General features: G+C 46.1%; 14 protein-coding genes and 1 pseudogene. 6 read left to right on the forward strand and 9 right to left on the reverse strand.

Annotation, left to right across the window (positions count from 1 at the left end; all coding sequences use genetic code 11):
• Nucleotides 1-54: 54 nt before the first annotated feature.
• Nucleotides 55-645 (reverse strand): FxsA family protein, encoded by a 591-nt coding sequence (locus tag CEQ32_RS12905; protein ID WP_088586157.1) that lies wholly within the window; start codon nt 643-645, stop codon nt 55-57.
• A 222-nt stretch (nt 646-867) separates the two neighbouring features.
• On the opposite strand from CEQ32_RS12905, the gene cutA reads away from it, so the two are divergent.
• The 5 genes from cutA (at nt 868) to CEQ32_RS12930 (ending at nt 7,420) form a co-directional block, all read left to right on the forward strand.
• Entirely contained in the window at nt 868-1,191 is a 324-nt protein-coding gene (cutA, locus tag CEQ32_RS12910; protein ID WP_037414243.1) for a divalent-cation tolerance protein CutA, read from the forward strand.
• Nucleotides 1,188-3,029 (forward strand): protein-disulfide reductase DsbD, encoded by a 1,842-nt coding sequence (locus CEQ32_RS12915; protein ID WP_088586158.1) that lies wholly within the window; start codon nt 1,188-1,190, stop codon nt 3,027-3,029. The genes cutA and CEQ32_RS12915 overlap by 4 nt, the downstream gene beginning before the upstream one ends.
• 151 nt (nt 3,030-3,180) lie before the next feature.
• A complete protein-coding gene (locus CEQ32_RS12920; RefSeq protein WP_037430346.1) occupies nt 3,181-4,821 on the forward strand; it encodes a cation:proton antiporter family protein in 1,641 nt (546 codons plus the stop codon).
• Between the two features lie 298 nt (nt 4,822-5,119).
• Nucleotides 5,120-6,265 carry a galactokinase gene (gene galK / locus CEQ32_RS12925; protein WP_037430344.1) on the forward strand — a complete coding sequence of 382 codons (1,146 nt, stop codon included), beginning with the start codon at nt 5,120-5,122 and terminating at the stop codon, nt 6,263-6,265.
• A 123-nt stretch (nt 6,266-6,388) separates the two neighbouring features.
• Complete coding sequence (locus CEQ32_RS12930; RefSeq protein WP_088586159.1) at nt 6,389-7,420, forward strand: aldose epimerase family protein; 1,032 nt, start codon at nt 6,389-6,391, stop codon at nt 7,418-7,420.
• A gap of 101 nt (nt 7,421-7,521) precedes the next feature.
• Here the strand turns inward: CEQ32_RS12930 and CEQ32_RS12935 are convergent, their stop codons facing one another.
• Together CEQ32_RS12935 and CEQ32_RS12940 are read right to left on the reverse strand one after the other, a co-directional pair.
• Complete coding sequence (locus CEQ32_RS12935) at nt 7,522-7,926, reverse strand: hypothetical protein (RefSeq protein WP_037414254.1); 405 nt, start codon at nt 7,924-7,926, stop codon at nt 7,522-7,524.
• A 321-nt stretch (nt 7,927-8,247) separates the two neighbouring features.
• Nucleotides 8,248-9,246 (reverse strand): NAD(P)H-quinone oxidoreductase, encoded by a 999-nt coding sequence (locus tag CEQ32_RS12940; RefSeq protein WP_088586160.1) that lies wholly within the window; start codon nt 9,244-9,246, stop codon nt 8,248-8,250.
• 449 nt (nt 9,247-9,695) lie between these two features.
• Between CEQ32_RS12940 and CEQ32_RS12945 the strand changes: the two genes are divergently transcribed.
• Entirely contained in the window at nt 9,696-12,809 is a 3,114-nt protein-coding gene (locus CEQ32_RS12945; protein WP_088586161.1) for a M9 family metallopeptidase, read from the forward strand.
• Between the two features lie 781 nt (nt 12,810-13,590).
• On the opposite strand, the gene CEQ32_RS12955 is transcribed toward CEQ32_RS12945, so the two are convergent.
• From CEQ32_RS12955 to mrcB, 6 genes and pseudogenes are all read right to left on the reverse strand, one after another.
• The gene (locus tag CEQ32_RS12955; RefSeq protein WP_122040765.1) at nt 13,591-13,815 is read right to left on the reverse strand and encodes a hypothetical protein; all 225 of its coding nucleotides are present in this window, start codon (nt 13,813-13,815) and stop codon (nt 13,591-13,593) included.
• Between the two features lie 453 nt (nt 13,816-14,268).
• Entirely contained in the window at nt 14,269-15,246 is a 978-nt protein-coding gene (locus CEQ32_RS12960) for a transposase (RefSeq protein WP_088586164.1), read from the reverse strand.
• 777 nt (nt 15,247-16,023) lie between these two features.
• A pseudogene (locus CEQ32_RS12970) lies at nt 16,024-17,045 on the reverse strand (transposase).
• Between the two features lie 149 nt (nt 17,046-17,194).
• Nucleotides 17,195-17,674, reverse strand: a complete 480-nt coding sequence (locus CEQ32_RS12975; protein ID WP_088586166.1) for a hypothetical protein — start codon at nt 17,672-17,674, stop codon at nt 17,195-17,197.
• Between the two features lie 193 nt (nt 17,675-17,867).
• On the reverse strand, nt 17,868-18,146 hold the full coding sequence (locus CEQ32_RS12980) for a peptidylprolyl isomerase (RefSeq protein WP_011070961.1): 279 nt from the start codon (nt 18,144-18,146) through the stop codon (nt 17,868-17,870).
• A 77-nt stretch (nt 18,147-18,223) separates the two neighbouring features.
• Nucleotides 18,224-20,530: a penicillin-binding protein 1B gene (gene mrcB, locus CEQ32_RS12985; RefSeq protein WP_088586167.1), complete on the reverse strand. Its 2,307-nt coding sequence runs from the start codon at nt 20,528-20,530 to the stop codon at nt 18,224-18,226.
• Nucleotides 20,531-20,581: the final 51 nt, after the last annotated feature.

Consider the following 20,581-nt stretch of genomic DNA (forward strand, 5'->3'; position numbering starts at 1 on the left):
CCCCGATAACTTGAGGCTTTACACAGAGGAAAGAAAGTCGAGCTGAAAAGCGGATTACGCCTTTGGATCTTTAGGATGTTCGTCTTTATCCACCAATTGGTGGCTTTCAGGACGTTTATCGCTAGGGTCGGCCTTATGTTCAAAGTCGCCTTCGTACACATTGCCATCGGCATGTTTATTTTGCTCAAAGGGAGGTTGCTCGAAAGGATTTGTTTGTGAGCCAGAATGAGAGCCAAAGGGACCCGCACCAAAACCGCCGTGCATACCGCCTTGTAAGCCCGACACCACTCGCAGTTGCATACGTTTAAACACTAAGGCTGCTATCGGACGACGGGTTAAAGGAGTGAGCAACAATAAACCAATAAAATCAGTCACAAATCCAGGGATAACCAGCAACACCCCCGCCATGGCTAGCATCATACCTTCGACAATTTCTTGCCCTGGCGCCTCACCTCGCGCGAGCTTTTGCTGCACTTGCATTAGAGTACTTAATCCTTGACTGCGTACTAAAGACACGCCCAATACAGCAGTAAATAATACAAGGCCAATAGTGGTCCAAGTACCCAGCACTTCACCCACGCGGATTAACACTGATAGCTCAACAACTGGGATCAGCACAAATAATAAAAATAGGATTAAAAACATACCGACCTCAGATTTATCTTGCTCGTTTGAAAACTAAATGGGGGCAATCCGGTCTTAATTCAAGTCATTAGGGCGCAGACTGCGCTAAAGCGGTGAAACTTCTGATAGTTAGCTCACTCTTTCGTTAAGCCGTTAATGTATGAGACCATAAAAACACGTAAAGTAGCTTAGCCTAATAGGCTTAAGCGAAGTTTAAGATTGTTAGGGGACGATACCCACACTATGCAACCTCAGTATTTAATGGTCAGCACTAGCTGTCCAGACGACGTTCATGCCAATCGCATCGCCCATGCGTTAGTGGAAGCGCGTATCGCGGCTTGTGTGCATATTTCAGCACCCATCCGCTCGGTCTATACGTGGGAAGGAAAAATCTGTGAAGAGCAAGAAATTAGCTTACACATTAAATGTTTACAAACTCGCTATCCAGAGTTAGAACAGCTTGTGCTTAAACTTCACCCTTATCAAGTGCCTGAAATTATTGCCGTACCCGTCACTCACGGGCTACCAGCCTACTTAGATTGGATAAAAGATAACACTCAGCCATGAAAAAACTACTTAGCCTTACCTTTACTGCATTATTGCTCCTCGCGCCTCTCACTCTAAGTGGCAATGCTTTTGCGAATAACTTTGGTTTTCTAAAAAGCGAACCTGAGTTAATGCCCGTTGATCAAGCCTTTGCCTTTGATTTTAAGCAGGAAGGCAATAAGGTTACCCTTAATTGGGTGATTGCCGACGGCTACTACATGTACCGCGATAAACTCAAATTTAGTGTCAATGGCGCTGAATTGGGCGCCATTGACCTACCAAAGGGCAAACCTCATAACGATGAGTATTTTGGTGAACAAGAGGTTTACTACACCTATATCGACATTCCCGTTGGCCTAAAGCAAGCCAATGACAACAGCACCTTAAGCGTCACCTTTATGGGCTGCGCCGAGGGTAAACTCTGTTATCCACCAACCAAGCGAGATGTCAGCTTAAAAGCGGTGGCAGCTAATGATGGGCAAATCGCCTCTAGCGCAGATAGCGGCGAAAATACCAAGCCTGCCGCCACTGACACAGATGCCAAAGCAAGCAGCGCCCCTGCTAAGCCGATTACTCAGCAGGATAGCCTAAGCCAGATGTTGTCTAACGACAGTTTACTCTGGACCTTAGTGATCTTCTTCGGTTTAGGGATTGGGCTTGCACTCACCCCTTGCGTGTTCCCCATGTATCCGATTTTATCGGGCATTATTGTCGGTCAAGGGCAAAAACTGTCGACCGCCAAAGCCTTCACCCTGTCGATGGCCTATGTGCAAGGAATGGCAATCACCTACTCGATTTTAGGTTTAGTCGTCGCGTCGGCGGGGATGAAATACCAAGCGGCGCTGCAACATCCCGCGGTGCTCGTGGTATTAGCCATCCTGTTCTTTGTACTCAGTTTATCCATGTTTGGCTTGTACGATCTCAAACTGCCTTCAAGCTGGCAGGAGAAGATGAACTCGATTTCCAACAATCAAAAAGGCGGCAATTTAGTTGGCGTGTTTTTGATGGGGGTAATCTCAGGATTGGTTGCCTCGCCTTGCACCACGGCTCCACTTTCTGGCGCCTTAGTCTATGTGGCGCAAACCGGGGATTTATTACAAGGCTTCCTCGCCCTGTATGTGCTGAGTATGGGCATGGGCGTACCACTACTTATCATTGGCACCTCGGGTGGTAAGTTACTGCCTCGCGCTGGCGCTTGGATGAATATCATTAAAACCGTGTTTGGCTTCCTGCTGATTGCGGTATCGATTGTGATGCTTGGCCGTATTTGGACGGGCGTGGTTTCCGATGTGCTTTGGTCGCTTTGGGGCATTAGCTTCACCGGTTACCTGATGCACCAAAATAAGCTCAGCGCCTTTAACTGGAAACAAACCGTACGCTCAGTGCTACTCACCTTAACCCTGCTGGCAAGCTTCTCCTATGGCTTCCAAGCTGTGATGGGTCACTTTGGCTTTAGCCACAGTCCGGTTGCGACTGCAACAACGACTGAGCAAGCGCATGGCTTTAAACGGATAAAATCCATTGAAGATTTGGACCGCGAAATTGCCGCTGCCACGGCAGTTGGTAAGCCTGTGATGCTGGATCTCTACGCTGACTGGTGTGTGGCTTGTAAAGAGTTTGAAGCCATTACCTTTAAAGACGCCGAAGTATTAGCGCGAATGAACAAAATCGTGCTGCTGCAAGCCGATGTCACTAAGAGTGATGCTGTGGATGTCGCTCTGCTTGAAAAATACAATGTCCTCGGTTTACCGACATTATTGATGTTTAACGAGCAAGGTGAACAGCGAGAAGATTTAAGGGTAACCGGCTTTATGGGTCCCAAGGAGTTTGCAGCTCATTTAGATCACTTGGTGAAATAATCTCGACTAAACGCTAACACTCCTCTGCGGCGTTTTAGCGTAAAATCAACAAAAAGCGGACTTTTTTCATTAAAAGTCCGCTTTTTTATCGCGCTGTCATCGATTTCTTATACAATCCTTGTTTATCGTGGACTTTTTAGATTGGAGCATTATGGAACCAGCTATCCTCATTATCACCCTTATTTGCGGCATGCTCGTTAGCCGTATAGGACTGCCCCCACTCATCGGCTACTTAGTGGCGGGCTTTGTACTCTTTGTATTAGGTATTGAAAAAGAAAGCCTGCCACTGCTGCAAGAACTCGCCAATTTAGGGGTTACGCTACTGCTGTTTGCGATTGGTTTAAAACTCGATATTCGTAGCCTATTTAAGGCTGAAGTGTGGGCGGGGTCGAGTGTGCATTTGATGCTATCGATCCTAGTATTCGTCCCTATTCTCAAAATATTAGGGTTATTAGGATTATCTCAACTGACCAGTTTAGGGATTGAGCAGTTAACCTTACTGGCATTTGCGTTAAGCTTCTCCAGTACCGTTTTTGCGGTAAAGGTCTTAGAAGATAAAGGGGATATGCAATCCCTGTATGGCCGTGTTGCTATTGGTATCCTGATTATGCAGGATATTTTTGCCGTACTCTTTTTAACCATTTCTAAGGGCGATGTGCCTTCAGTGTGGGCATTTGCGTTATTGTTATTACCTCTGGCAAAACCACTGATTTATAAAGCCTTTGACCGTGTTGGCCACGGTGAATTATTAGTGCTATTTGGATTAGTAATGGCACTGGTTGTCGGCGCTTGGTTATTTGAATCCGTTGGCTTAAAACCGGATCTCGGCGCATTAGTTATTGGTATTCTGCTCGCAGGACATAAAAAAGCCTCTGAGCTGGCTAAATCATTGTTCTATTTTAAAGAACTCTTTCTTGTCGCCTTCTTCTTAACCATTGGTCTCAATGGCTTACCCACGATTTCGGATATCGTGCTGGCTACATTATTAGTACTGTTAGTACCGCTAAAAATCTTATTGTTTGTCTATATTCTTACTCGCTTTAAATTACGTTCTCGCACCTCGATGTTAGGTTCCTTTAACCTAGGTAACTTCTCCGAGTTTGGTCTGATCGTCGCTGCGGTTGCCACCAGCAAAGGCTGGCTACCGTCACAATGGTTGGTGATTATTGCCGTAGCCTTAAGCTTTAGCTTTTTATTAGCAGCGCCGCTCAATGCTACGGTCGGAAATATTTATCAACGCTTCCAACAGCGACTCGTTAGGTTAGAAAAACGCCCATTGCACCCAGAAGATCGACCCATTGCCATTGGTAATCCACGCTTTTTAATCCTAGGGATGGGGCGTATCGGTAGTGGAGCCTACGATGAACTGCGTGCCCGGTTCGACGGTGAGATCCTCGGGATTGAGCATAAGCAAGACCTGGTCGATTTACACCGCGCTAAAGGCCGTAATGTTGTGCAAGGGGACGCTTCCGATACCGACTTTTGGGAGAAGCTTGATAAAGCGCCCAATCTTGAATTAGTGCTGCTAGCAATGCCGCATCATGCGGGAAATCTCTTCGCCGTTGAGCAACTTAAAAAGCTGAATTATCAAGGTAAACTAAGTGCAATCGTACAATATGGTGAGGATGCTGCATCACTCAGAAGTTCTGGCGTGCATAGCGTTTACAACCTATACGAAGCGGCGGGTGCGGGTTTTGTCGACCATGTAGTTCATGAGTTATTACCAGACTCTGAAACGAAGGCAGTTGCCGACCTAGACGATGACAACAAACAACATTCTGCCGCGGTTTAAGGCGTGTTTACGTTTGTTATCATGAATAAAACTCATCCTATTTAGGTTAAAAATGACTCAGGAAAGGGATTAACCTGAGTCATTACCTCACCCGATAAAACCTATCAAAACCACTAAAAATCAATCACCTTAACGCACTTAGACACGCTCAAACATTGCGGCGTTTTTGACTATCGGTTTTCTCTGACAAGCTTATCGTCAATGCCATAGAAAATCTCAGTTACATCGCCGACTTAGTCGTGATATAAATCGAAGACAAGAACGAAATTAGCCCAGCTTTTTTGGAAGTCTTCTCAGCATGTCGAACCCTGCGCAGCGCGCCACCAAGTTATTTGTCCAAACCTTTGGCACTAAAGCCGATGATTTATATCAAGCCCCAGGTCGAGTAAATCTGATCGGTGAATACACGGATTACAACGACGGCTTTGTTTTGCCTGCCGCCATTAATTTTCATACGGTGATTGCCGTTAAACGCCGTGAAGACAACAAGTTTCGCGCCGTTGCTGATGCCTTTCCCGGGCAAATTAAAGAATGGACCTTCGGCAAAGAAACCGAAATCCATCCTGAGGACGGTTGGGTAAATTATTTAAAAGGGTTCACAGCGGCGATGGCCAACACAGGGCTCATTGCCAAGGGCTTAGACTTAGCCGTGGTAGGCGATGTACCGCTCGCAGCAGGATTATCTTCCTCTGGCGCCTTGGTCGTCGCCTTTGGTACAGCTATTAGTGACAGCAGCCAATTGCATCTCTCACCGATGGCAGTGGCACAATTAGCGCAACGTGGCGAATATCGATATGTCGCATCGGCTTGCAGCATTATGGATCACATGGTTTGCGCGATGGGTGAGCCGGATCATGCCCTGCTCATCGACTGCCTTGACCTTGATAGCGAACCGATTGCAATCCCTGAGAATCTCAGCCTGATCATCATTGATGCGCATATTGAGAAACAACGATTAGCGGCGATTAGCCAGCAGCGACGTGAGGAATGCGCTCAAGCTGCCGAATTTTTTGGTTTAGACGCTCTGCGCCATCTTGAACTGCGTCAGCTTGAAAGTGCCAAGGATAAATTGGATGAAACCCTTTATCGCCGCGCCAAACACGTAGTCACCGAGAATAAACGCACTCAGAGTGCTGCACGGGCACTCGAGCAAAATAATATTTCTAAATTCAGCCTATTAATGGCTCAGTCTCATCAATCATTGCGAGATGATTTTGAGGTAACACTGCCTGAATTTGACACTTTGGTGGATATTGTTAGCCAAGTGATTGGCGAACGCGGTGGCATACGCATGACCGATGGCTGCGTGGTCGCGCTCGTCGACCATGAGCTTACCGATGCGGTAGTTTCTGCGGTCGAACAGACATTTTTCGAGCAAACAGGGATAGATGCAACCGTTTATCTCTGTTCAGCGAGTGCTGGCGCGGGCCGTATCGACAGCTAAACACTTAATCGCACCAGCTAACTCCGCCACGAATACCATACGAATTCAACCATGAATTGTGTGGTATTTGTCATTTTTAAGAGGCAAAATCAAACGGTTAAATGACACATTGAGGGAAACTAAATGGTGCGTTTCAGTGTATTAGATCCTTGGACCGATCCCCGCGGCGGCGAAATTGAACGCGTGCGGATAGACAATGGCATCATCGCCTTGGAAGTGCTCAGTTTAGGCGGCATTATTCGCGCGCTTTGGACACCCGATAAACAGGGTGAGCGCGCCAATATCGTTCTAGGTTGCGACAGTGCCGAAGATTACCTGAATCAAAATGCCCACCTTGGCGCCATTGCAGGCCGCTTTGCCAATCGTATCGCCCTTGGCAAGCTGCAATATCAGGGGCAAACCTATCAACTGGATATCAATCAGGCTAGCAACTGCTTACATGGTGGCCGCGAAGGTTTTAACAGAAAGAACTGGCACTTAGGCCCGCTTCCCGATGGAGTAAGATTAACCTTAGTGAGTCCAGATGGCGATATGGGCTTCCCCGGTAATTGCACAGTGCAATTAGACTATCGCCTTGCCGCCAATAATCTCTATGTAGAAATACTGGCCTCCGTGGATAAACCTTGTCCGGTGAGCCTGACGCAGCACAGCTATTTTAATCTGGATGGTACGAGCAATAATTATCAGCACCAGATGCAAATCGATGCGACACGCTATTTGACGATGAATGAAGTCGGCATCCCGACAGGAATTGCTGAGGTTAAAGATAGTATTTTCGATTTAACTCAAAGTGTTACCCTTGGCGAAAAACTTCACGCTCCCGAACTAACAAGCACCCAAGGTTATGATCATTGCTATCTGATGGATAACCCCGATGGTTCACTACGCCGCTTTGGTTGTTTAAGCAGTCCTGTCAGCGGCCGCGCCATGACGGTATTTACCAATCAGCCTGGCGTACAACTCTACTGCGCTAACTTTTTAGCGGGAACCGTGGGACGAAACCAACAAAGTTTGCACCAATATCAGGGCGTGTGTATTGAACCGCAAAAGCTGCCTGACTCGCCCAATCAACCGCAATTGGGTGATGATGCCTGGTTAGTACCAGGGAAAATCTATCATCATATTAGTCGATATCAATTTGATATTGTTGACTAAAGTTGAAATGAGCATCTGTAGGAATTAAAAATAAAGGCTGGTAAGGAATAAAGTCGTTTCATTCCTTACCTTTATCCAATGTTGCCGAAGCAAATTGGATATTAATCGTCGAAATCATCGCCCCAATCTTCATCGAAATCAGCACCAATTGCATCGGTTTCGATTTCAGGCTCAACCTCAGGTTTAGCCTTACGTACTGGGCCAGAATCCTTAACGTTGTTCAGATCAATACGAGCTTGATGCTTGCTCATAAATTGAGCGCGAGCCGCTTTCCATGCACCGCTAAACTTAGCCTCAGCAGCTTTTAATGCGGCCTCATCTAAGTCGTATAGGTTCACTTTTACTATGTCTTCTACATACTCAACAATGGCATCACGGTCGGTATTGTAGAGGTAAATTCGTCCAGGGGAAGCCTCTGGCAGCTGGTTGTCGTGGACGACAATCGCATTGCCCTTCGATGTTCTCAGCTCACCATACCAAACCTGTTTCTTTGCTGTGTTATACATATATGCCAATACCCTTAAATCAACACATACACTATGAGTTTTTTAGTCTGAATAAGCGAAGCGACGCTTGCTTTGATCCACGAATAGCGCCGGAAAGTCTCTGACGTTTTCAACTGGGTATTTTTACAGAATATTTTCGATAATCAATGCCTCAAACCATGAAATTTTCACTTATTACGCATTAATTTCGGCCAAAGTCTCTAAAAAAATTTGTCACTAACGACTTTAGTCTAAAAAAACATCACATCAAGTTTTAATTATGCACCTATAACCATTAAATTATTGAAGCGATAAGAGGTTACAGCTTGTAGCTGAGTTAATTCAAAATGTTAATACCACTTTACCCCTATGTTCGCCCGACTGCATTAATCTATGGGCCTTAGGCGCATCGTTCAATGGGTACGTTGCAAAAATATGTGGCACGATTTGCTGGCTATCAAGTAATGGCCAAACACGTTCGTGTAATTGCCTTGCGATTTCAGCTTTGGCTTCAACCGTTTGTGGTCTTAGGGTTGAACCTGTCCAGACAATTCGCTTAGCCATCAGTTGGAGAATATTAACCTCAGCTTTAGGACTACGTTGAGTTGAGACCGACACCATACGCCCATCCAACGCAAGCGCTTGCAAATTGAGGTTAATAAAATCGCCACCCGCGATATCAAATACCACATTAACGCCTTTACCCTGCGTAAAGCTCATGATTTCTTCGACAAAATTCTGAGTGTTGTAATTGACAACCAGATGGGCACCTAGTCCTGAGCAATAGTCACGCTTTTCATCCTGCCCAGTAGTCGCAATCACTTGCGCACCAAGACGACTCGCCAGCGCAATCGCCGTACTGCCAATGCCACCTGAGCCACCGTGTATCAAAACGGTTTCGCCCGCCTTGAGTCCGGCGCGCATAAATAAGTTACCCCAAACGGTAAAAAAGGTTTCAGGTAACGCGGCAGCTTGCACCATGGAAAATCCCTTTGGAATCGGCAAACAATGAGCTGCATAGGTCAAGGTGTATTCGCCATAACCGCCACCAGGGACTAAAGCACAAACCTTATCCCCCAGTTGCCATTGAGTCACGCCTTCCCCTATGGCGCAAATTTCACCAGCCACTTCAAGCCCTAAAATTAACGATGCTCCAGGTGGTGGCGGATAGGCTCCTGCCCTTTGCTTAAGATCCGGTCCATTCACCCCAGCCGCACTTACTCGGATAAGAACTTGTCCGTCCCCGACAACCGGTAAGGGTGAACGGGAAAGTTGCATCACCTCTGGCTCACCGGGTTGTTCAATATGAATATGGGCATAATCTTTTGGTAAATCTGACATAGCTAACTCCTTGTACAACTTTGGGATTTCGGCTTATCGCTGCAAACATAGCGGCATCATACTCAGGTTAAAGCATATTAACCCAAACAATGTTGGAATGAACTTTGTTGACCGTTAGCGAGGTAACAAAGGGACGCCAGCAACTTGAATGAAACGATGCCACATTAAAACAATTGCCGTCTACATTACCAATCTTTATTAACCGCACGATAGTTCAATAAAAAATACAATAAAAACATAACGATAAAAATAATGTGAAAAAATTGTAAATTTTTATCGATTTATATTGGATATTTTATGCAATTTATTTCATGATATTTCGGCGCTAACTGAATTAGACAAGCATTAAATTCAGTTGGACCAATGAGGTCCGAGGTTAATTGCTGTAATACATCGGATAACGCCCAAGGAAGATCTGCTTTGCAGATAAAAATAACTATGGATACACCATGAAACAGACCCTACTTTTCGCGGCTATTAGCTTAGCCATCGCTACACCCTCGCTCGCCCATAACCATTCACAACAAGATCCAAACCATTCAATACAAGCGAAAAACACAGCAATCCCTAGTGCGCTAGCACCGTTAGCTTCGCCGTCAGCGCCACTCAATTTTGATGTCAGCCATCGGCCGTTATTACCCAGCAACAGCTTGATAGCCTCCCCAAACGAGCCGACACACTCTGAGTACCTCGATGCACATTCTTCACAACAGCAAGCGTTGCTCGAGAACTCTCCGAGATCAAAAACCAGCAGCTTTGCCGCCAATGCCGACTGTAGTAACTTTGTCGGTAAATCGGGCCAAGCCCTGTTAGATGAGCTAACGCAGTCCACACCACAGTGTGTCGGTAAGCTATTTAATCTCAAGGGAAGTGACGCAAGCAGCGTATTTAGTGAGGCGAATGTATCCACAGTTGCTAATGCGATTGCGGCCAAGGCGCCCGAATACACTGGCGTGGATAACCAAGGCATTGAGTCACATATTTACTTTGTGCGCGCCGCGCTTTATGTGCAGTTTTACAACCCTAGCGACGTGCCCGCCTACAGCAGTGCGGTGAAAAACAATTTAAAATCAGCGCTTAATGCGCTTTTTGCCAATAACACCATTTGGACACTCTCCGATGCCAATGCCAGCGTGCTCAAAGAAGCACTGATCCTGATTGATTCGGCTGAACTGGGGGCTGATTTTAACTTTGTCACCCTCAAAGTGCTCAATGACTACAACAGCACATGGCAAGCCAGCTTTGCGATGAATGCGGCCGCCAATACCGTGTTTACCACCTTATTCCGCGCCCAGTGGAATCCTGACATGCAGGCGCTGTTTGCCCGAGATCATGCCATTTTGGATGCGCTCAACCAGTTCCAACTTAACCATAGGGACTTACTCGGCACCAATGCTGAATATGTTTTAGTCAATGCTGTCAGAGAGTTATCTAGACTGTACTACATTGATGCCATGCGCCCTAAAGTGACCCAATTGGTCAAAAATATCTTAAATAGCACCAGCAAAAATGATCCCAGTAAAGTGCTGTGGTTTGCTGCCGCCGAGATGGCAGATTACTACGATCGCAGCAACTGTAATGCTTATCAGATCTGTGGTTTCAAGGCGCAATTAGCTGCCGATAGCTTACCGTTCAATTGGAAATGCTCCGACAGCCTCAAGATCCGCGCCCAAGATCTTTACCAAGATCAAGCAAAATGGGCATGCGGAGTATTAAGTCAGCAAGAAAGCCATTTCCACACGATACTCGAAACGGGAATGCAGGCGGTCGCACAGGATAACAATGATGATTTAGAGCTGGTGATTTTTGGCAGCTCGTCAGAATATCAATCCCTTGCCAACAGCATTTTTGGGATCAATACCAACAATGGCGGCATGTATTTAGAAGGCTCTCCCGCAGGACTTAAAAACCAAGCGCGCTTTATTGCCTATGAGGCCGAATGGCGTCGCCCAGATTTTCATGTGTGGAACTTACAGCATGAATACGTGCATTACCTTGATGGTCGCTACAACCTGTTTGGCGACTTCAGCCGCAGCGTATCCGCCAACACAATTTGGTGGATTGAAGGATTAGCGGAATATATTTCGTACCGAGATGCCAACCCCGCTGCCATCGCCATGGGTGAAACGGGCGAGTTTATGCTCTCAACCATCTTTAAAAACACCTATGACTCTGGCCAAGACCGCATCTACCGTTGGGGTTACCTCGCCGTACGCTTTATGTTTGAAAATCACCGCGATGATGTTCGCCAGATCCTAACCTTCCTGCGTAATAACCAATATGCTGAATATCAAGCATTTATGGATTCCATTGGCACCCGCTATGACAACGAATGGCGCGGCTGGCTCACCAGCGGTTTAAGCACCACCAACAATGGTATTGTCGATAAAGGCCCAAGTGATGAACAGGCTAATGCCAGTGGTCGCGAAGGCAACTGGGCAGGCCCGACTGGCACCATCAGCAAGGATTACTCACCCTGCCAAGTCAGTAACGAAGCATACCGCTATAGCGAGTCTGCCAGCCTCAGTCTTGAGGTTCCCATGGAGTGTATTGACGCCAAACAAGGCCGAGCCAGCTTTAGCTTTGCCAATACTGACCGCTCGGCTCAGGATATTTGGATCAAAATTGGCGGTGGTTGGGGTGATGCCGACATTTATTACGATTCAAGGGGATGGGCAAGTGCTGAAAAAAATCAGGGCTATGGCATCGGCAATGGTAATTACCAAGTAATCAAAGTGAGCCTAAACCCGAATGAGTATTGGCACTATATCACCCTAGAAGGGGATTTTGGTGGTGTTGATATGCTAGTGAGTACCACAGAATTAGTTGCCGATACCGATCCCGATTTAGGTGATGGTGGCGATACAGGCGGTGAAGTGCCCAGCAATTGCGGTGCCGCAACCATCAATTACGGCAAGTTAACCCTCGGAAAAGATGAATGTATTAGCGGCGGCCGTAATAGCTTTTATTTCTGGGTCGATGCTGACAACAGCCAATTTAGTGTCAGCACAACCGGGGGAACAGGCGATGCCAATATTTACTTTAATGCCAATACTTGGGCAAGCGCGAGCAATGCCCAAGCCAGCAGTGTAAATCCAGGCAACAAAGAGTCCTTTAGCTTTACGGCAAACCGTGGCTGGCGATATATCACTGTTGATACCACGAGTGAATTTAGTGGCGTGAACTTCAACCTTAAAGCCGGTGGTGGCAGTAGCGTTCCTAATCAAATTGCCAATGCCTGTGCGACTAAATCACCCGTGAGCTATACCCAACTCACGCCGGGTGATGCCGTCTGCAGCGCCAATGGCCGTAATGACTATTACCTTTGGATTCCTGAAGGGACAAGCCAACTAGAAGTACGCTCGGCCCACGGAACTGGAGATGTCAGCCTTTACTCGGGTCGCAGCTGGGCCAATGCCCAGCAATATGAAGCCGCCTCAACAAACGCTGGCAGCACTACGGAGCAAATCAAGGTCAATAATCCCAGTGCTGGCTGGTATTACATTACGCTCCAAAGTGAAGGCCAAAGTACAGGTGTGGCCCTTCAAGTAGATTTACGTTAATCAGCCGCGCTATTGCGGTATAAGCTAAAAGCAAAAATCCCTGCCTAGCAGGGATTTTTATTATTTCAATCGGTTAGCACACTAAGGCAGCTTTAGCTTTAGCTTTAGCTCTAGCTTTAGCCTTGCCTCAAACTCACACTCTGCGTGGTCGATTGCTTAGTAAACCAGCCATTGTTAACCGCGATTATAAGTAGAAGTTAATCTGACACAGCCACGGCAACGCCATTAAGTGTGGGTGTCCAGATTTGCTATGTCACGACAGCTCCTGGTCTCTCTTTTAGGATCATGTGGCCGACTATTATTGTATGCATATGCGATATGGTGCCTACGATTATCATCTAGGATATCGCACTTTAATTTGTAAGGCTTACCTAAACCCGAGCGCCAATAGTGGTGTTTCTTTTCATATTCAGTCTCGAATAAGGCGGTAAACTCTACTGAAACAACCCAAGAGTTCGGAATTGACCTAGCCTTCAAGTGAGCCTCTAATCTATTTCGATAAAACTTGATAAGTGAGTCAAACTCATTGGTTTCAGGCTTTATGATTCCTGATAGCAAATCGATTGATACTTCTTTCTTAGAATCATTCTGTACAAACTTGTGTAACTTCCCAATTCCCCAATAGCCATCCACATCATTATTTCGGCTATTGAAAGAGCCGATTAATCCACTTGCTATACTTCCTAATTCATTTCTACGAGCCATAGTTCCTAGAGACTTTTAACGCCGCAATAATTTGCTGCAAGGAGCGCAGCATATTGCAGTCAAATTGATTGCTTTGTTATAGGCGTGACCAATTAAGAACGCCGGTTTTATGGTTAAAAAAAACATAAATCGGGTCACAATCGTCACCACCAACCACAAGCTCTTTGCATGATTGGGAATATTTGTACCCATCAATCTTTTCACCAAACATTTCAAGATGCATCTCTTTGGTAGCTGCATCTCCAGAAGACAACTTCGGTGAGATAATAAATCTGGCCACCCATTTTTTAATCAACAACATAATGCACTTTCGGTTTGTCTACAACTTGTGCGAGCTAAAATAACGTTACTGGGAGTCATCAACAGTCATAGGGACTACATATAAGACAATAAATTGCGCTAATTCCTTCTAAAATGTGGTATTTCAGACGAGGTAAATAGGCCCATAGTGCTTGGGATGTGTTCTGGATGGGGGCTTTTGAAATGATGTCGGTCGTTGTCAGTTACTGTTAAAGTGCAAAATAAATCCGGCCACCCATTTTAAATCAACAACATAATGCACTTTCCGTTTGCCTGCAACCAGCTCTAGCTCAAATGATTTGAATGAGAGTCATCAAAAGTCGTTGAGACTGCATCTGAGGTAATAGATTGAGCTAATTCATTAAAAAATGGTTTATTTCAGACGAGGTAAGTCATCCCATAGTGCTTGGGAAGTTTTAGGCAATGATTGTTGTCGAAGGGATATAAGCAGTTGTCAGTCACTGTAAAAGTGCTGGCAGCTTGCGACAAAGTGCCGTCGTCGCTTTTCTAAGTGTTCGCAGTAATGAGTCAGTTCTTGTAATGTGCCTACTGGACCATGAAATAGCTTACCAAACTCGGTAGTCAATTTGAGCCAATTGTCATGGGGGATATTTAATCTGGTCAGTAACTTACCACTATTTTCACTGATGCTTCCACGTTTATCATTGCGAATGATTCGGCCTGTATCTTCCACCAATTGAAGGTAATCGGTTAAGGAAAACGCAATGCCATTGGGTTGGTTGTCGCACTCGTTGCCAATAAAAGGCAGGAGATTGCTCGGCTGCTCACCTTTTAATGCCGCCCGAATACGTAGCTGAATACTGGTATGGTCGGATTGTTCTGGTGTATTAGCGAGTTGCGCTCTGATGGGATTTAAATCGACGTAAATCATGCAAGCTAGCACAGCGGCTTCATCGAGTAATGCTTGGGATTTAAACCGCCCCTCCCAGAAACGACCTGTACAGTTATCTTCTTGATTTGCTTGCCTTGCAATCGGTTCATTGAGACAGCGCATAAACCAGCTAATGTCGCATAATCGACTGCGATAAAGGGCGATTGAATGCTTTAATCTGCTCACCTCATGCGCTTCAACTAACTCACCTTTAACGAATTTTTGTGTTAATTCATCGCCTTTAAACAACTTATGCCATTGCTCAAGCACTTCGCGGTCAGTCCAGCCATTTGCACTGTCGATATCCACCCGCAGCACCACATGTAGATGATTCGACATCACCGCAAAGGCTGCCACATCAATAGCAAAAACCGCTTCAAGTTCAAACAGTAGCGATTCTACCCAACCACGGCGATGGTCATAGTTTTTACCTGAGTAACTATCATCACCACATAAAAAAGCCCGCCGAACAACGCGGCTACAGCAATGGTAATATGGAGTGTCTTCAAGACTTATCTGAGTTCTACGAGGGCGCGGCATACAAACCTCCTTGTTCAATGCTTAACCAAAGCATAGTCGGAGGTTAGCTACAGCGCCATTAAGGGTGGGTGTCCAAGTTTTGCTTGGTGTCCAAGTTTTGCTTTGTTATGACTGGTTCGTCGTGCACGACCCTCGAGGCAATGAGCGGTCTTGCTCGTTCCGTGAATAAAGTGAGCGATTTGAGCAGCTTATTATGACGGCCTGACGTAATATTTCCCTTTAATTACAGTCAATATGACATTTGGCACTACTATTACAATAATGCCGATTGTGAGTAATAAGTATTTGTAAGTTAGGTCAATGCTCATGCTTGCAACACCTATGCCCAGAAATAATGCTAGGATTGTTGCAGCGATAGTCTGAATTTTTATAAGTTTATTTCCAACCAGCTTAGCGCTGCATGATTTACAAGTAATCCACACAGGTATTGCAGAAAATGTAATTTTACTCCAATGGATTTTTTTTGAGCACGATGGACAATTCATTTTTCAGGTCTCAGTAGTCATAACGCCCAAATTTAGCGCGGAAAGCATAAATCTAAGCATAAATCTGGCCACCCATTTTTAATCAACAACATAATGTACTTTACGTTTGTCTACAACTTGTAAGATCTGAAAATTGCCTAAATGAGAGAGAGCAAAAGTCACAGGGGCAGTATCTGAGGCAATAAATTGAGTTAATTCTTTCAAAAATGGTGCATTTCAGGCATGGCAAGCCATCCCATAGTGATTGAGAGATATTAGGCGGTGATTATTTTCGAAGTTATATAAGTCGTTGTCAGTTGCAGCGCAAGTGCTGACAGCTTGCCGCAAAGTGCCGTCGTCGCTTTTCGAGATGTTCGCAGTAATCGCTCAGTTCTTGCAGCGTGCCCACTGGCCCGTGAAATAGTTTGCCAAACTCGGTGGTCAGCTTGAGCCAATTATCATGGGAGATATTTAATCTAGTCAGTAACTTACTGCTATTTTCACTGATGCAACCACGTTTATCATTGCGAATGATTCGGCCGGTATCATCCACCAATTGAAGGTAATCAGTTAATGAAAACGCAATGCCACTGGGTTGGTTGTTGAACTCGTTGCCAATAAAAGGCAGGAGATTGCTCGGCTGCTCACCTTTTAATACGGCCCGAATACGTAGTTGAATACTGGTATGGTCGGATTGTTCAGGTGTATCAGCGAGTTGTGATCTAATGGGACTTTCTTTTAATAAAGAGTAATCAACATAAGTCATGCAGGCTAACACCGCAGCTTCATCGAGTAGGGCTTGATTCTCTATAAAATAAATGGGGAAACCGACCTTCCCAGAACCTGCCTATGCAGTTATCTTCTTGATTGGCTTGTCTTGCTATCGGTTCGTTGAGACATCGCATAAACCATGAAATATCACACAGACGACTGCGATAAAGGGCGATTGAATGCTTTAATCTGCTGACCTCATAGGCTTCAACTAACTCACCTTTAAAGAATTTTTGCGTTAATTCATCGCCTTTAAACAACTTATGCCATTGCTCAAGCACTTCGCGGTCAGTCCAGCGATTGGCACTGTCTATATCGACTCGTAACACCACATGCAAATGATTCGACATCACCGCAAAGGCCGCGATATCAATAGCAAAAACAGTTTCAAGTTCAAGCAGTAGCGATTCTACCCAAGCGCGGCGATGGTCATAGTTTTTACCCGAGTAACTATCATCGCCACATAAAAAAGCCCGCCGAACAACGCGGCTACAGCAATGGTAATAGGGACTGATGTTAAGGTGAGAGTTCAAGACTTATCTGAGTTCTACGAGGGCGCGGCATACAAACCTCCTTGTTCAATGCTTAACCAAAGCATAGTCGAAGGTTAACTACCGCGCGATTAAGGCTGGGTGTCCAGTTTTGCCTTTGCCTGTTTTGCCTGCTCAACACTTGGGATAAGATCGCGGCTACGCGCGGCCTATCCTTATTTGTTATGTTTTCTTGCTAATTTCATTTAGAAACTCTTGCGGATTATGGACGAACTTAGCTGCATTGGACTTTTTAATGGCATTTTTTAACTCGAACTCGTTGGCCTCAACCACTGACTTAAGCTCTGGGAAGAATAACGCACAATTGAGAGAATTGGCCGCTTTAACCACCTTGATAATAATTTCGTTTAGCTCCTGATTCAGATCCAGCCGTATATGGATACCATCGATTGCATCGTCCTTTAACCATACCTGAATGTCGCTATATTTTTCACCTCCCCAGGTCAGCAGCTTCTTATGCCATGACTTTGATGGAGGTAGAATGTCTCCAAGTACATCTTGAAACGCTGAGTCAAGCTTCCAGTCTCTCCAAGCAATCTCGGTATCGTAGCCTTCTTCATCGTAAAGTGAAGATGAGCTATAGCTATTTTCCTCAGCCCAAGTGGCTGGGATTAATACGACTAAAAATTGCCAAGTAGCCATGACTCTCCAGAAATATAACAACCCGCGTAAGCGCGCGAACTTGTGAGCATCGACGCAGCCGAAGACTGCAAATGACGCAGCTTGTTATGACTATTTTTGCTCATGATATAAAACTGACTTTATTAACGGGCGATAGAAAAATAAGACGAAACATACAAAAAATACAGTAACTAAAGACTTGCGAGCTAAGTAGTTAAGTGCGATACAGCACCTTAACCACATGCCAACCAAACTTAGTTTTAACGAGATGTGGCACCAGTAGCTCACCGGAAAAAGCGACTTTATCGAACTGCGGCACCATTTGCCCACGCTTAAACTCACCGAGATCGCCACCCTTTTTCGCTGAGGGACATGAGGAATAGCGTTTCGCTAAGGCGCCAAAATTAGCACCGTTATTCAATTGCTTAATAATATCTTCCGCCTGCTCTTTGTGTTTAACAAGGATATGCACTGCGGCTGCGGTTTTAAACATCTTGTACTCTCTTTATCAAAAACAGCGGTGCAATTAAATTGCACCGCTATTATCGCTTTACCTATTAAAAATAAGTATTACTGACCCAAAATCTTCTGCCACCACTGCAACGGCTCGCCGCAGTTTTTAGCTGGATTATAAGTGCCTCTCAGGGCGGGTAATGCCTCAGTATTGCTGCATCCTGCTTCCTTGGCTTCACCCGTATCTCGGTCAAAATAGCCTTGGATCACACCCGATGGCGGAATAGAACGCAGCCCAATGGGTGGTCGTTCCTTCAAGAAGGCTTGGTATACCGCCATGGCGCCACTGCTACCGTAGAGACTGGTCTTACCGTTATCATCGCGTCCTACCCAAATCGCCGCCACGTTACGCTCATCAAAACCGGCGAACCAAGAATCACGGCTATCGTTACTGGTACCGGTTTTACCCGCCAGCGCCACACCGGGGAAGGCATTGCCTAAGCGCGTTGCCGTACCCGAGCGCACCACTTGCTGCATAGCGTATTGCACCAAAAAGTCGGTATCCGGCGTAATCGCTTGCTCCTTGGCTGAACGCGTTACGGGCAAAGGCTGATTATCACTATCGAGCACAGCGGTGACTGTGGTGAGTTTACGGTAAGCGCCGCTATCGGCGAGGGTTTGATAAACCTGCGCCACCATTAATGGCGAACCATTCACCGCGCCCAGTAGCATCGATGGATATTCGTTAAGCGGCTCTGACCAGCCCGATTTGGCTAACGTCGTCACCACGGCATCGACCCCAACGGCAATCCCAAGATTTACCGTCGGCACGTTCATCGATTTTTTAAGCGCCGTTAACAAGGAAACTTGGCCGCTAAAGGTCTTGTCAAAGTTCTGCGGTGACCAGGTTTTGCCTTGCTCATTTTTCAAGGTAATCGGCTGATCTTTGAGTGGCGATGCCAAGGTAAATTGACTATTTGGTGCCAAAGCGGTGGCGTACACAAATGGCTTGATGAGCGAGCCAATCGGTCTGCGGATCTCCACTGCGCGGTTATAACCGTCAAAGCCCGGCGTTTTATCACCCACCATAGCCGCGATACCGCCAGTGTATTTGTCGGTGACCACCATACCAATCTGCAACGACTTATTGCCCTTATCTAAGCTCTTAAAGGTTTGAGTCACAGCGATTTCGGCGGCTTCCTGCGCCATAGGATCAAGAGTGGTATAAATCTTCACCCCAGATTGTTTTAATAACGCATCGCCGTAGCGCTCATTAACCTCTTGTTTAACCAAGGCATAAAACGCAGGTAATTTTTGATGCACAGGCTTATTGGCATTACGCAAACCTAAGGGCGACTCCACAGCCACCTTATATTGCGCGGTAGTCAGCTCGCCCGACTCCATCAATAACCGCAGTACTAAATCGCGGCGCTCTAAGCTGCGCTCAGGGTAACGCCATGGGTTGTAGTAAGATGGCCCCTTAATCGCCGCCACTAAAAAGGCTTGCTGCGCCGTGGTTAACTCACCGATGGGACGACCAAAATAGAATTGCGAAGCCAGCCCCATACCATGCACGGCACGGGATTTATCTTGCCCCATATACACTTCGTTGAGATAAGCCTCGAGAATCTCTTCCTTGCTGTAGCGAAAATCGATAATCACCGCCATTAAGGCTTCGCGAACTTTACGCAGCAACGAGCGCTCGCTCGAAAGGAAAAAGTTTTTCGCCAACTGCTGGGTCAGTGTCGAACCACCCTGCACGGTACGCCCCGCACTGATATTTACAAAAGCCGCACGCAGAATTGCGAAGGGGTTCACCCCGTGGTGCTCGTAAAAACTGCGGTCTTCCACCAGCAATAGCGCCTGCACAATATGTTTGGGCATATCTTCGGTAGAGACAAAGAGCCTGTCTTCGCCATCGCCGGTGATCATGCGGTCAAGTAAAACGGGCTCTAAATGGAATACCGCTAATTGGCGCTTATCCTCCATTCGGGCAATAGCGCTGACGCCTTCGCTATCGAAGGTGATCATCACTCGCTGTTCTGGCTGATCGCCTTCGGGATGTAAAAAGGGTCGACGCCATAATTCGATTTTGGTGCTCGATGCCGAAAACTCGCCTACCTCGCGGGGGTTCGCCACTTTGCGATAACCAAGTAGTTTTAACTCGGCCATTAACTGTGGATGACTCACCGCAGCTCCTGGGTATAACGCCATGGAGCGGCTAAAAACTTGTGCAGGTAAATGCCATTTTTGCCCTTCAAACTTACGGGCGATAATTTGGTCGAGGTAAATACCGTAGAAGGTCACAACGGCGAGGCCGATTAAGGCGAGCTTCCAGGTGAGCGACCAAATTTGCCCAAATAGGCCACGGCTTCGCTTCGCTTTACGTTGGGCTGGCGCTTTTTTTGTCGTATGAGTTGTCATATCTACTTCATCATTTATGCGTTAACGGCATCAGTCATAGGCACAACACAA

Source organism: Shewanella sp. FDAARGOS_354, from assembly GCF_002209245.2.
GTDB lineage: Bacteria > Pseudomonadota > Gammaproteobacteria > Enterobacterales > Shewanellaceae > Shewanella > Shewanella xiamenensis.

What these genes read in the sequence shown, in the direction of transcription:
- CEQ32_RS12915 (WP_088586158.1), top strand. Translation starts at nt 1,188, where the DNA reads ATGAAAAAACTACTTAGCCTTACCTTTACTGCATTATTGCTCCTCGCG.
- CEQ32_RS12980 (WP_011070961.1), bottom strand. Translation starts at nt 18,146, where the DNA reads ATGTTTAAAACCGCAGCCGCAGTGCATATCCTTGTTAAACACAAAGAG.
- galK (WP_037430344.1), top strand. Translation starts at nt 5,120, where the DNA reads ATGTCGAACCCTGCGCAGCGCGCCACCAAGTTATTTGTCCAAACCTTT.
- cutA (WP_037414243.1), top strand. Translation starts at nt 868, where the DNA reads ATGCAACCTCAGTATTTAATGGTCAGCACTAGCTGTCCAGACGACGTT.
- CEQ32_RS12935 (WP_037414254.1), bottom strand. Translation starts at nt 7,926, where the DNA reads ATGTATAACACAGCAAAGAAACAGGTTTGGTATGGTGAGCTGAGAACA.
- CEQ32_RS12975 (WP_088586166.1), bottom strand. Translation starts at nt 17,674, where the DNA reads ATGGCTACTTGGCAATTTTTAGTCGTATTAATCCCAGCCACTTGGGCT.
- CEQ32_RS12960 (WP_088586164.1), bottom strand. Translation starts at nt 15,246, where the DNA reads ATGCCGCGCCCTCGTAGAACTCAGATAAGTCTTGAAGACACTCCATAT.
- CEQ32_RS12940 (WP_088586160.1), bottom strand. Translation starts at nt 9,246, where the DNA reads ATGTCAGATTTACCAAAAGATTATGCCCATATTCATATTGAACAACCC.
- CEQ32_RS12945 (WP_088586161.1), top strand. Translation starts at nt 9,696, where the DNA reads ATGAAACAGACCCTACTTTTCGCGGCTATTAGCTTAGCCATCGCTACA.
- mrcB (WP_088586167.1), bottom strand. Translation starts at nt 20,530, where the DNA reads ATGACAACTCATACGACAAAAAAAGCGCCAGCCCAACGTAAAGCGAAG.
- CEQ32_RS12955 (WP_122040765.1), bottom strand. Translation starts at nt 13,815, where the DNA reads ATGTTGTTGATTAAAAAATGGGTGGCCAGATTTATTATCTCACCGAAG.
- CEQ32_RS12930 (WP_088586159.1), top strand. Translation starts at nt 6,389, where the DNA reads ATGGTGCGTTTCAGTGTATTAGATCCTTGGACCGATCCCCGCGGCGGC.
- CEQ32_RS12905 (WP_088586157.1), bottom strand. Translation starts at nt 645, where the DNA reads ATGTTTTTAATCCTATTTTTATTATTTGTGCTGATCCCAGTTGTTGAG.
- CEQ32_RS12920 (WP_037430346.1), top strand. Translation starts at nt 3,181, where the DNA reads ATGGAACCAGCTATCCTCATTATCACCCTTATTTGCGGCATGCTCGTT.